Below are 11,436 nucleotides of genomic sequence, written 5' to 3' on the forward strand. Positions count from 1 at the left end.
TATGATGCATGCGAAACTGATGCGGGCCACGGCCGTCCTGGCGCTGTTTGCGCTGGGAGCGTGCAAGTCGCTCGACATCGAGAACCCGAACGAACCGGACGCCACGCGCGCGCTCAGCGACCCGAGCGCTCTCGAGGCACTTGCCGGTGGTACCCTCCGCACCTGGTTCAACCGGTACACCGGGATGGAGTCCGCCGGCGTGCTCACCACGCAGGCGCAGTCCTTCTCGTCCTCGTGGAACAACTTCAACATGAACTTCTACTCCGGCATCGATAATCCAGATGCCGGACCGGCCGCGTGGAACCGGAACTCCGTTCCTGGCAGAACGACCCCGCCGCAGCAGGGCGCACGTCAATCGAGTGGTTGTGGACCGGGATGTACTCCGCCCTGTCTTCGGCGAACGACGTGCTCACGGCCATCAAGGGCGGCAAGGTGATCAACAACGCGAGCGACACCAAGCGCGCCGAGACGATCGCCACCCTGATGCAGGGGCTCACGACGTCGATGATCGCCCTCAACTACGACAAGGGGTATGTCGTCGATGAGAGCAGCGACCTGGCGAACCTGCAGTACTCGACGCGAAAGCAGTTGCGCGATGCCGCAGTCGCCAAGCTGCAGGCGGCGGCGACGCTGGCGCCAACACGTTCACGACGCCGGCAGGTTGGACCAACGGACGTTCGTACTCCAACTTGCAGATCCAGCGCATCGCCAACACAGCGGCCGCGATGACCCTGGCGATGTATCCGCGGAATGCGGCGGAGAACGCGGCGGTGAACTGGGGACAGGTCGCGACCTTTGCGACGAATGGCATGTCGTCCTCACCAATGCGGGCGCGAGCTTCGATTTCGTCTTCACCGGGGACGGATGCTCGTCCTGGTGCAATGAGCTGCTCCTGTGGTTCGACGGCATCGACGGCGGGCGCGTGCACACCCGGGTCGCCAACATGCTGGACCCGGCGACCCAGCGTCATCCGTGGCCGTCGACGGGCAACCCACCGCCCAATTCGCCGGACAAGCGGCTCGGTGACGGCTCCTTCGGCGACGAGACCCTCGTCGACGGTGGTTTCGGAACCAACCCGCGCACCGATGATGGCGGCTCCGATTTCGCGTGGTCCGGCATTGCGCCGTTCCGCCCGGATCGTGGGTCGTATCACCAGTCGAACATCGGTCACATGCGGTACGACCTGTCCGGCAATCAGGATCCGACCGGTATTTACGGCGGCTTTGGCCCTGCGCCCGTGCTCACGGCCACACTGAACGACCTGTTGTGGGCGGAGGCACTCCTGCGTTCCTCGGGGAGCACCGCCAACGCCGTGACCTTGATCAACCGGACCCGCGTTGGTCGTGGCGGCCTGCCCGCCGCGCTGGCCTCCGAGTCGCAGGCGCAGCTCCTCACGAAGCTGCAGTACGAGCAGGAAATCGAATTGATGGGTATTTCTTCACTGCCGTATTACAACCGTCGCCGCATCGACGGGCTCCTGCCGGGGACGCCGCGCGAAATGCCGGTGCCGGCCCGTGAGCTTGGCGTGCTCGGTCAGGCCCTGTACACCTGGGGCGGCACCAACCCGGCGGCGTCCCCGACGCCTCCGTGATGCACGACCGCTAGATGAGTGTTGCGAGGGCGTCGGCGAAAGCCGGCGCCCTTCGCATTTACGGCGCAGCTCGCCGCTGAGCGGTACGCCGCGCTGCGCTGTCCAGGCTGAGCATGCGCGCGTTCACGGTGCGGGCCCGGTCCAGCAACGAGTCGGTCGAGGCCGTCACGCGCGCCAGGGAGTCATCGAGCGCGGAGATCGAGTCCACGACGGCGCGCAGGGTGTCCACGCGCCCCTCCAGGCGAATAACGCTGGGGTTGGGGGGCGCAGGGCGCTCCGCCGCCAAGGCGGGGGCCGGCGGTCCTCCAAGGCGGCCGAGGCGCGCGATGATGGTGCCGACCCCAACCATGGCGACGAGCAGCACGGCGACCGCGCCGATTCCCGCAGCGCGGAGCGCGCGCTCCGTCACCGGAAAACTCTGCGGGGCTTCGCTGTCGTGCGAAACGACGAGGAGGGTCCAGCGGCGCACGGTCGGGATGGTGTCCCGGCTCGGACCACCCGGCCGGGAAGGGAAGAGGCATTGCGCCAGGGGGATCCGCAAGGACTTGCATCACGGCTGCCTCGGACCCACTCGCCACCTTCCGGGACGAAACGGCCGAGGTCGGCACGTTAGCTTCCGGATCGCCGACCTTCGTGCGCGCGCCGGCGCCGCCGTGTGCCCGCGCAGCGACCAGACCCCCGGACTCCATGGCCAAACACGTCGAACTCACCCTGCCCGACGACGCGCGCAAGCTGGCACTCAACTCCCTTCGCGAGTTTGCCTCGCAGCACCTGGACGAGGAACTGACCGAGCTGCAGGCCGTCCTGCTGCTCGATCACATCCTCGTGGACATCGGACCAGCGATCCACAACCAGACACTGCAGCACGCCCGCACCTTTGTCGAAGAGCGCGCCGCTGACCTTGACGCGGCCTTGCACCGCGCGGAGTTCCCGGTCACGGCGCGGCGGAGGCGTTAGGCATGCGCCGACTGGTCCAAGGCGCCGCGGCCCGAGGCGCGATGCTTGTGTTCGGCATATCCCTCACCGCCGGTGTTGCGGGGGCTCAGGGCGACACCCTGACGGTGGCGCGTGCTGCCCCCGCGTCCGCCGTTGCCTTCACCCGCGCCGACCTCAAGCGGCTGTCGGCGGACACCGTGCGCTGGGCGCCGCACGGTCGACCAGCGCGAGTGTATCGGGCCGTGACCCTCGCCGAGATCCTGCGGTCGGCCGGTGCCCCGCTGGACTCCATGCGGATCGGGCGGCGCGGATGGGTCATCCTCGCCGAAGCGCGCGACGGGTACGTGGTGGCGTTCTCCGCGGCGGAACTCGAGCCAGGACTCGGGCCGACGCGCGCCTGGCTCGCGTACGAACGGGTCGACGGTCCGCTGGACGCCGGCGAGGGACCGTTCAAGCTCCTCGTGCCCAGTGACGGTCGTCCGCCGCGGTCCGCGCAGCAGATCGTGCGGCTTCGGGTGGTCGCCCTCGCCCCGGGGGACAGCACGCCGCCGCCGGATGTGCTGGGCGACTTCGTCGATGACTACGGCAACACCTTCAGCCTGTCGCCGTCTCGGTTCCTCCAGCGTCCCGGCAACACGTACCACATCGAGGAGTGGCACCCGGGCGCCCAGTTCTTCGTGGCGCGGAACGACAGCGCGAACGTCGCTGATGCCGGAAAATGGACCCGAGTCGATTGGGTGATGCTGCCGGGGATGGAGCCGTACCGCTGGGGATTCTGCCTTACGGCCTATCGAGCGCGCACCCGTGAGGCAGCCCGGGAGACCGCATCGGCCGATCGCGCGTCGCCACGCACGGGGTGCAACGGTTTTCCGTTCTCGAGAATGCGGCCTGTGCCCGGTGGCGGATAGCGCTTGTTGGTGCTGCGACCCCGGGAGGAAGTGGGCCCGCCGCGACCTCCCAGCAGGGCCGCTACTGGGTGGCGGGTGTCTCGGTACCGTCGTTCCCTGCGGCAGGCGGCTCGCCGGTCGCATCGTCCTGGGGCGCGGTCTCGTCTGAGGCGCCTTCCTCGGCCCGTCGACGGGCCTTGGCCTCCTTCTTGGCCTTGCGTTCCTGTTCCTTCCGACGTTTTTCGAAGCCGTAATTGGGGGTGCGGGCCACCGGGGTCACTCGGGTCGCGGGGAGTCAAGCGGTCGCGCGGTTCCGGACGCTCCGGGCGCACTCCGCAACCTAGTCAGGTCCGGGGGGATGTGGAGTCGCGGCGCAGGAGCATCGGACGGGAGGCGCGCCAGGCGGGGGGCCTAACGAGTCCAGATGCCGATCAGTCCGCAGGCGCCCGAGGTGGCGTTGAGGCCGGCGGGGACGCGGCTTGGGCCTCCGTAATACTCGACGGCCGCGATCTCGCCCGGTTGGAGCGAGTTCACGTCAAACGCCGGCTGACCGGGAGCGCCATTGAACACCATGATCCCGTCCAGCAGCACGTTCACCAGGCAGATCGCTGGAGAGAGCCCGCGACCGCAGACCTGTGTTTGACTGGTCCGGGTCAATGACCCGCTGAAGCGGGTCGTCGCAATGAAGGCTTGCAGCCCGCATGGGCTGGAGACAACCCGCAGGCCCGGGACCCGTTGCCCGAGGATCTCGGCCGTGCGCGGGCTCCGCGCGTCGTCAAAGACGCCGCGGAGGAGAAAGGTGCCGATCCCCATCTTCCTGCGTTGGTAGAAGTCGTACAGCTTGCCGCGCGCGAGGGGATCGACCGCCGAGTCACGGACGGCGACCTCCTCCAACATCGTCGGTACCCGCTCAAGAGCGTACTCAACCACCTCGGCGGTGACCGGCGCCTCGGTTGTGAGGGAGCGAAAGCCCGGTCGGCGGATGGTCAGGACATGGGGCCCGTTCATTGGGACGCGAAAGGCGAAGGCGCCGGTCGCGCTCGTGCGGGTGGAGGCCGCGCCTCCGTTGATGATCACCTCCGCGTCGGCGATCGCGGTGTGCGTGGCATCGTCCAACACCACGCCGCGCACGTCCTGGCCGCGGACAGTTGCGGCCAGGACGGCAAGGGCGAGCACTGCGGGACGCACGGACATACGAGGCGGTTATCGGGAGCGCCTGCCTGTTGAATGTAACGCGCCGACCGCAGCGCGGTGCCGTCGCCGGCCTCGGCAACGGGTGTGGTGCCGTCACGGACGCACATCGGAGGCGCAGGGCTTACTTCAAGTGGTGCATTGCACCCGGTGAGTCGAGGGGAGTCGCGTGTCATCAGTACGGCGATCCCTTTCGGAGTGCGGTGCTGCCAGCGAACCGCGCACTGCCAATGTCGTGCGACGCAGCGGTCCGTTTACCTCGTGCATTGGTCCCGTCGACCTTCGCAGCGTCAGGTCTATTGGTCGCAGCGCTGCCGTGACGTGGCGCAGTGTTCCCGACCATCAGCGCGAAGTCTCGGAAATCCGCGACGCGGTCTCTTCGCGCAGTGCCTTGGGCCCGGCGAGTCGCGCACCGTCGCCGTCATTCGTCGCAGCGGTCCCTTCACGTTGCGCATTGGTCCCGGCGATCCGCGCAGTGTCATGTTTCTTCGTCGCAGCGGTCCCTTCACGTTGCGCACTGGTCCCGGCGATCGGCGCAGTGTGATGTTTCTTCGTCGCAGCGGTCCCGTCATGTCAGGCAACGTTCCCGTCTTTCTACGCAGTGTCCTGAGCGTTCGGCGCACTGGGGCCTTCACGTCGCGCAATGGCCCCGTTGCGTTCGTCAGTTTTTGCGGCGATCCGCGTAGCGTCGCGTTCAATCGGCGCGGCGATCCCTTCGCGTGGTACCCCGGTCTCGGCGATTGGCGCGCGGTCGCGGTTGCCTGGCGCAGCGCGCTCTTCACTCGGTGCCCTGGTCCCGGTGATCCTCGCAGAGTCGTGTGCGATGTGTGCGGAGGGTCGTTCACGGCGTGCGCTGGTCACGGCAAACCGCGCAGTGCCACCTTCAGTCGGTGCAACGGTCCCTTCAGGTTGTGCAATGGTCCCGGCGAACCACGCGGCGCATCATTGAACGTGCGGAGAGGTTCCTTCACTCTCGGCTCTGGCGCGGGTAATGCGCGCCGTGCGGCGTGCATTCCATGCACGGGCCCGTTCACGCCGTGCGGTGGCTCCGGCGATCGGCGCAGAGCCGTGTGCGTTGAGCGCCGTGGCTCCTTCATGCACTGCCATGGTGCCGGCGATCATGGGACGGCGACGTGTGAATCGCGCAGTCCCTGGTTCGTATCGCGCGGAGCCTCCGGAACGGCGCGCGCGATGTCATGCGATCTGCGCGGCGTCGCCGGAAGTTTCCGCCGAACGTCGGTCAATGGTCGCACAATGGCATTCAACGGATGCGCAACGACAGGCAACGGGCGCGGCTGGGGCGATCGGGCCGTTCAGGTTTGTCCACTTGCGCCTGGGCACCAAGAGCGTGCAGCCGGGACTTGAGCAATTGCGCGGTCCCAGCGGCGAACGGAACCGAACACCGGCGCGTGACCGGGCACGGCACAAACGGGTCCGACACTCTGACCGGATTGCCGCTGGCGTAGCGAGAGCGGTTGAGGCAGTCGGCGAGGCCGAGGGGACTTCTTGCATGAAGCGCCTCGCGACCCGCATGCCATCGAGTTGATGATCGCGACTTCAGCCGCGGGCACAACGGCCACGGGCGCCGCCGACCATGCGAACCAGGTTGGCTCTTCGGCCATGCTGTCGAGCAGTACGTTGCTGTCGACCGGTACGCGGCTACGACCTACTCCCCTCGTATGAGGGCCAGGATCTGCTCGGTCGTAAGTGGCACACTGCCGCGGCCGCGGAGGTGTGCGACCACCTTTTCCCCGCGCCGCGCACTCCGCCGCATCTTCCGCAGGACGGCGTAACCATCAGCGAGCACGATCTCCACGGTGGTGTTGGGGAGCAGGCCCAGCGCCTCGCGCACTGCGACGGGAATCGTGATCTGTCCTTTCGCCGAGACCTTCATCCGGCCTCTCGGGCATTACCTACTTGTGCAATACCGAGCATCCGAGTGGGAAACCGGTAAACGTGACGGGACGGCCCCTCGACCAGCGATCTTAACGCGAGCGCGTCTCGGCGGGCACCTATCCGTAGACGTCCTTTCGATCGCCCACCGCGCGGATCTCCACGACGAGGACTCCGTCATCCACCTGGTACACGACTCGAAAATTGCCGACGCGAAGGCGCCAGAGGTCGTGTCCGCCACGCAGCTTCTTGCAGCCCGCCGGGCGGGGATCATCCGCGAGGGCTTCAATCCGCGGGAATATGCGCTGCACCGCCGCGTCTGGGAGCGCCTCAAGCTCCTTGCGAGCGGAGCGAACGAATCGAACCGAGTACTTAGCCACCCCGTTTGAGGCGGCCGGAGCGCGTCAGGCGCGCGCGTACCGCGGCCAGCGACTCTTTTGGCTCGTCAGCTCGGCTGCGCGCGATCGCGACGTCGGCAAACTCCTCCCACAGCGCGCGATTCCGCCTGAGGTCGATGAGGACCGCGGTGCGCTGTCCTTTCGCGTCGCGCAGGTACTTCACTCCTCGAAGCGCTTTCATCCCAAGAACATTATAGGAGGAACTCGCCGTTGCCTATGCCTCCCTTGACGCGCCCTGGCTCCGGCGGCGCCATCACAGTCGCCGCCCGGACGTCAATCCGACTCGCCCCCGGCCCTTTCCGGGGCGGGTTCATTCGCTCAGACCGTCGACTTCAGGAGCAGTGATCTGAGCCACCTTCCACGCAACCCGCTACTCCTGTTGGAGAGCCACGAGCGGCGACACCCGCGATGCACGCAGGGCCGGAACCGCGGCAGCCGCAATTGCCGAGAGTCCAAGCACGGCCAGGGCGATCGAGAGCGACGGGAGGTCCACGGCCCCCAGGCCGTGCAACTGCGACTTGAGCAACTGAGCGGCCCCGAGGGCGAGAGGGACACCGATGGCAACGCCAAGTCCCACCAGCCGAAGTGCGCTGGCCAGGACCTGCCGCAAGACCTGCCCACGCGAGGCACCGAGCGCCGCACGCAACCCCAGCTCACCGGTCCGGCGTGTGACCGCGTAGGACATCACCCCGTACAACCCAATGGAGGCCAGCAGCAGGGCAAGGAGGCCGAACCCACTCGCCAGGCGGGCGAGGAGGCGCTCGCCCCCAACCGACTGTTGCATCAGCACCGACAGCGCGCTGGCCTCCTCGATCGGCAGGAGGGGGTCCACCGCGAGGACGGCGGCGCGGAGCTGCGGGAGAAGTCGCGCCGGGTCGCCTACGGTGCGTACCTCGAACGAGAGCGCCGTCGGGTCGCCGGACGCGCCCCGGATGGCCGGCAGGTAGAAACGACGCTGCACCTCGCCCGCGAGCTCATGGTCCCGGATGTCGCCCACTACGCCGACGATCTGGACGGTGCTGGAATCGTTGAGCTGGAGCGTCCGGCCGATGGGGTCGGCGTCGCCAAAGAAGAAGCGCGCGAAGGTCTGGTTGACCATCACGGCCGTGGATGGCCCGGCGAAATCCGCCGCTGTGAACTCACGACCGCGAAGCAGCTGCGCACCGAGCGCGCTGACGTAGCCGGGGCCGACGAGGTCGTAAGCGGCCGTGGTGTCGTCCTCGGCCTTCGCCGTGAACCCCGGCACCTGGAAGCTTTCCCCGCCCTCGGTGCCGCTGAAGATGCCGTTCTCGGACCAGGTGACGGCGGCGACCCCCGGAACCTGCCCCAGGCGTGCGGTCACCTCACGGGTGAAGGTCTCGAGCCGATCGCCTTCGTATCCACGGGCGCGCGCGTCCACGTCGATGATGGCGAGGTGATCGCGGTCCAGCCCGGTCGGCACGTCCATCAGGTTGTCCAGGCTGCGGACCAGGAGCGAGGCGCCGGTGAGGAGGACCAGCGAGAGGGCCACCTGCACGGCGATAAGCGCATGCCCCGAGGCGAGGCGGCCGGCACGCTGGCCTAACGAGCCACTCATCGACCGCGCGCTGCCGCGCAACGCGGACGCAAGGTCCACGCGTGCGCTGCGCAGGGCCGGCGCGAGGCCAAAGAGCACGGCCGCCACGAGGGACAGGCCGATGGTGAAGGCGAGGACCATCCCGTCGAGCCGGGTGTCGACCGGGATCGGGGTCGGGCGGTCGTTGGCCATGGTGACGAGTGCGCGACTCCCCCACTGGGCGAGCGCCAGGCCGGCGAGCGCACCCATCGCCCCCAGGACCAGGCCTTCGGTGAGCAGTTGCCGCACCAGCCGTCCCCGCCCGGCGCCAATCGCCAGGCGGACGGACATCTCACGCGTGCGGGCGAGCGCCCGGGCGAGGAGGAGGTTCGCCACGTTCGCACAAATCACCAGGAGCAGAACGCCGACGCCGAGCATCATGGTGATGAGCGCCCCGCCAAACGAGTCCCGCACGCGGGAGAAGCCGCGCGCTCCGTTCCCCACCGGGACGACCACTTCCTCCACGTCCTTGGCGTTCCCGATGCCGGCGGTCGTGAAGAAGGACTTCATTTCCTGCTGGACCTGGCTCGTCGCCTGGGCCATCGTCACCCCCGGTGCCAGTCGGCCGAGCAGGAGCAGCCAGTAGGCGTCGGACTCCTGGATCCACGGACGATGCGGACTCAGGACGGCCTGCATGCCGAGCGGGAGCCACAGGTCCGCCGACTGGCCGATCACCTCGCCGGTAAACCCTTCCCTGGTGATCCCGATGATCGTGAAGCGGGCCCCATTGATCAGCAGGTCGCGGCCGACCGCTCCAGGGTCCGACGCGAGCTTGCGCGTCCAGTAGGCGTGACTCACCACCACGACCGGCGAACCACCGACGTTGCGGTCTTCGCTGCCATCGAACGTGCGCCCCCGTGCGGCGGGCACGCGCAGGACCTGGAAGTAGCTCGCGCTGACGAAGCGACCACGCGGACTGTCGGGCTCCGCCTGCGACGACTCCGTCCGCACCTCGAGCCGATCGGCGCGGCCACTCGCGGCGAGCCCGCTGAAGGCGGAGGCGTTGCTGGCCAGGTGGCGATAGCCGTCCCAGGTAAACATGTCTCCCAGCGGGCCAGTCGAATGGGCCACGGCACCGACCATGCCCGGGTCGCCAACCGCGACCAGCGACCGGGCCCCGGGAACGGGGAGCGGGCGCAGGAGGACCGCGTTGACCAGGGAGAAGATGGCGGTATTGGCGCCGATGCCTAACGCGATCGTGAGGACGACGACGGTGGCAAACCCGGCGTTGCGCCGTAACGTGCGCAGGGCGTAGGCGATGTCCTGGCGCAGTTCGCCGAGGAAGGAGGCGCGGGACATGGTGGTCAATCGCTCATGGTCGTGGGTGATGCAGGCCAGGCGCACCCGGTCGAGGTCGCCAAACGCCTGCAGGGCCTGCGTGCGTGCATCGGACGGGGACAGCCCCGCCGCGATCAGCTGGTGCGTCCGCATCTCGAGATGGAAGGCGAGTTCGTCTTCCACCTCACGGGCGACCGATCGCCGGCTGGAGATCCCGATGACGCGGCGCATCCCGTAGCTAGGCTGGGCGGGGTGCGGTCATCGACAACGCGCGCGTCACCGAAGCGACATACCGTTCCCAGGCCGTCGTCTCGGCGCGGAGTTGCTGACGCCCGGCGCGGCTCAACTGGTAGAAGCGCGCCTTCCGGTTGTTTTCCGAGTATCCCCACTCGGAGGTGAGCCACCCCTGTTTCTCCAGCCGATGGAGGGCGGTGTAGAGCGGCCCCTCCTCCACGAGCAGGTGTTCATCTGTCGCCGTGCGGACCCACTCGGCCACGGCATAGCCATGGCGCGGGCCCCAGGACAGGGCCTTCAAGATCAGGAGGTCGAGTGTGCCGCGGAGCAGTCCGCCGTCTGGATCAAGCATCGGTTCCCCTCTGTGTTAGAGGGGAACGTAACCAAGGGCACCCGGGTTTCATGTCGGGTTCTATGTCGGGTTCCACCACTGCCCCGGCGGATGAGGGGGGGCGATATTGGTCGCCGTCGCGGGCCGCCCCGCGTCAACGACTGCTGTCAGCCTTCGTCCCCACGCCGTCATTTCGTGCCGCCGGCTCGTCGCACCGATCCTGACTTGCTGCGCCGCCTCCTGCGGGCGAGGGACCGCATGGACGCCGCGTCGCACGAGGCGTGGCCGGTCCGCCGCCTTGCACAGGTCAGTGGAACCTCGGAGGCGCACTTCGCCCGGTCCTTCAAGGAGGCGTTCGGCCTTCCACCCCATCGGTACTTGCTGACGCGACGGATCGAGCGGGCCACGGCGTTCCTGAGGGACACGGACCGGTCGATCACCGAGATCGCGATGGAAACCGGGTGGAGCAGCCTGGGGACCTTTGGCCGGATTTTCCACGACATCGTCGGCGAGAGTCCCGGCGCCTACCGAGCGCGCGTCCAGGAGGAGGCGCACGAGCTGACGCGCGTTCCGCATTGCTTTGTCAGCGCGGCGCACCGACCGGGCCTCATCATCGCAGTTTCGGAGAAGCGGCGGCGCGCCGGCACGCAGTAGGATGGGGCTCCCTCAACCAGCGCGAGATCTAGATGAGCCAAGGCATTGCCGTCGTCGGCCTGTACGTGCGCGACCAGGAGGAAGCCCTGCGTTTCTACGTCGACCTGTTGGGCTTCCGCGTCCACACGGATGCGAAGAACGGCGACTACCGATGGTTGACTGTGCAGCACCCGGAGCAGCCGTCGTTCCAGCTCGGCCTCTTCGCGCCCCAGCCGCCAACGATGGACGAGGCGACCGCGGCGACGGTCCGGGAGATTGTCGCGAAAGGGGCCATGCCACCGCTCGTCCTGATGGTGGGTGATTGTCGTGCCGTGTACGCGCAGCTGCGGGACCGGGGCGTTGAGTTCACGCAGGAGCCGGTGAGTCGGTACGGCAGCGTGGACGCCGGCTTTCGCGACCCGTCGGGTAACGGCTGGAAGATGATCCAGGCGAGGTCCGCATGATCCGGC

14 protein-coding genes are annotated in these 11,436 nt (G+C 68.1%); 6 read left to right on the plus strand and 8 right to left on the minus strand.

All coding sequences use genetic code 11. The features are described 5' to 3' along the window. The first annotated feature begins 297 nt into the window (after positions 1-297). Together IPK85_25585 and IPK85_25590 are read left to right on the plus strand one after the other, a co-directional pair. Positions 298-729 carry a RagB/SusD family nutrient uptake outer membrane protein gene (locus IPK85_25585; GenBank protein MBK8250736.1) on the plus strand — a complete coding sequence of 144 codons (432 nt, stop codon included), beginning with the start codon at positions 298-300 and terminating at the stop codon, positions 727-729. Between the two features lie 193 nt (positions 730-922). Beyond that, positions 923-1,591, plus strand: a complete 669-nt coding sequence (locus tag IPK85_25590; protein ID MBK8250737.1) for a hypothetical protein — start codon at positions 923-925, stop codon at positions 1,589-1,591. Between the two features lie 58 nt (positions 1,592-1,649). On the opposite strand, the gene IPK85_25595 is transcribed toward IPK85_25590, so the two are convergent. Beyond that, entirely contained in the window at positions 1,650-2,060 is a 411-nt protein-coding gene (locus IPK85_25595) for a hypothetical protein (GenBank protein MBK8250738.1), read from the minus strand. Between the two features lie 218 nt (positions 2,061-2,278). Here IPK85_25595 and IPK85_25600 point away from each other — a divergent pair, with 218 nt between their 5' ends. Both IPK85_25600 and IPK85_25605 read left to right on the plus strand, forming a co-directional pair. Then, entirely contained in the window at positions 2,279-2,548 is a 270-nt protein-coding gene (locus IPK85_25600) for a DUF2164 family protein (protein ID MBK8250739.1), read from the plus strand. 2 nt (positions 2,549-2,550) lie between these two features. Next, positions 2,551-3,435: a hypothetical protein gene (locus IPK85_25605; protein MBK8250740.1), complete on the plus strand. Its 885-nt coding sequence runs from the start codon at positions 2,551-2,553 to the stop codon at positions 3,433-3,435. A 61-nt stretch (positions 3,436-3,496) separates the two neighbouring features. Here IPK85_25605 and IPK85_25610 read toward each other — a convergent pair whose 3' ends face one another. From IPK85_25610 to IPK85_25640, 7 genes are all read right to left on the minus strand, one after another. Further along, complete coding sequence (locus IPK85_25610; GenBank protein ID MBK8250741.1) at positions 3,497-3,685, minus strand: hypothetical protein; 189 nt, start codon at positions 3,683-3,685, stop codon at positions 3,497-3,499. Positions 3,686-3,825: 140 nt separating this feature from the next. Next, a complete protein-coding gene (locus tag IPK85_25615) occupies positions 3,826-4,608 on the minus strand; it encodes a carboxypeptidase regulatory-like domain-containing protein (protein MBK8250742.1) in 783 nt (260 codons plus the stop codon). A gap of 1,663 nt (positions 4,609-6,271) precedes the next feature. Further along, positions 6,272-6,499 (minus strand): AbrB/MazE/SpoVT family DNA-binding domain-containing protein, encoded by a 228-nt coding sequence (locus IPK85_25620; protein MBK8250743.1) that lies wholly within the window; start codon positions 6,497-6,499, stop codon positions 6,272-6,274. A 118-nt stretch (positions 6,500-6,617) separates the two neighbouring features. Then, complete coding sequence (locus IPK85_25625; protein MBK8250744.1) at positions 6,618-6,878, minus strand: type II toxin-antitoxin system RelE/ParE family toxin; 261 nt, start codon at positions 6,876-6,878, stop codon at positions 6,618-6,620. Continuing rightward, on the minus strand, positions 6,871-7,077 hold the full coding sequence (locus IPK85_25630) for a hypothetical protein (protein MBK8250745.1): 207 nt from the start codon (positions 7,075-7,077) through the stop codon (positions 6,871-6,873). Before IPK85_25630 ends, IPK85_25625 begins: the two co-directional genes overlap by 8 nt. A 189-nt stretch (positions 7,078-7,266) precedes the next feature. Continuing rightward, the gene (locus tag IPK85_25635) at positions 7,267-9,999 is read right to left on the minus strand and encodes an ABC transporter permease (protein MBK8250746.1); all 2,733 of its coding nucleotides are present in this window, start codon (positions 9,997-9,999) and stop codon (positions 7,267-7,269) included. Between the two features lie 7 nt (positions 10,000-10,006). Then, positions 10,007-10,354 (minus strand): PadR family transcriptional regulator, encoded by a 348-nt coding sequence (locus tag IPK85_25640; protein ID MBK8250747.1) that lies wholly within the window; start codon positions 10,352-10,354, stop codon positions 10,007-10,009. A 90-nt stretch (positions 10,355-10,444) separates the two neighbouring features. On the opposite strand from IPK85_25640, the gene IPK85_25645 reads away from it, so the two are divergent. Then, complete coding sequence (locus IPK85_25645; GenBank protein ID MBK8250748.1) at positions 10,445-10,987, plus strand: helix-turn-helix transcriptional regulator; 543 nt, start codon at positions 10,445-10,447, stop codon at positions 10,985-10,987. Between the two features lie 32 nt (positions 10,988-11,019). Continuing rightward, positions 11,020-11,430 (plus strand): VOC family protein, encoded by a 411-nt coding sequence (locus IPK85_25650; GenBank protein MBK8250749.1) that lies wholly within the window; start codon positions 11,020-11,022, stop codon positions 11,428-11,430. Positions 11,431-11,436: the final 6 nt, after the last annotated feature.

Source organism: Gemmatimonadota bacterium (genome assembly GCA_016712265.1).
Lineage (GTDB): Bacteria > Gemmatimonadota > Gemmatimonadetes > Gemmatimonadales > Gemmatimonadaceae > RBC101.

Excerpts from the sequence above, each read along its gene's own strand:
- IPK85_25615 (MBK8250742.1), bottom strand. The coding sequence starts at position 4,608 with ATGTCCGTGCGTCCCGCAGTGCTCGCCCTTGCCGTCCTGGCCGCAACT.
- IPK85_25635 (MBK8250746.1), bottom strand. The coding sequence starts at position 9,999 with ATGCGCCGCGTCATCGGGATCTCCAGCCGGCGATCGGTCGCCCGTGAG.
- IPK85_25600 (MBK8250739.1), top strand. The coding sequence starts at position 2,279 with ATGGCCAAACACGTCGAACTCACCCTGCCCGACGACGCGCGCAAGCTG.
- IPK85_25650 (MBK8250749.1), top strand. The coding sequence starts at position 11,020 with ATGAGCCAAGGCATTGCCGTCGTCGGCCTGTACGTGCGCGACCAGGAG.
- IPK85_25605 (MBK8250740.1), top strand. The coding sequence starts at position 2,551 with ATGCGCCGACTGGTCCAAGGCGCCGCGGCCCGAGGCGCGATGCTTGTG.
- IPK85_25645 (MBK8250748.1), top strand. The coding sequence starts at position 10,445 with ATGAGGGGGGGCGATATTGGTCGCCGTCGCGGGCCGCCCCGCGTCAAC.
- IPK85_25620 (MBK8250743.1), bottom strand. The coding sequence starts at position 6,499 with ATGAAGGTCTCGGCGAAAGGACAGATCACGATTCCCGTCGCAGTGCGC.
- IPK85_25640 (MBK8250747.1), bottom strand. The coding sequence starts at position 10,354 with ATGCTTGATCCAGACGGCGGACTGCTCCGCGGCACACTCGACCTCCTG.
- IPK85_25630 (MBK8250745.1), bottom strand. The coding sequence starts at position 7,077 with ATGAAAGCGCTTCGAGGAGTGAAGTACCTGCGCGACGCGAAAGGACAG.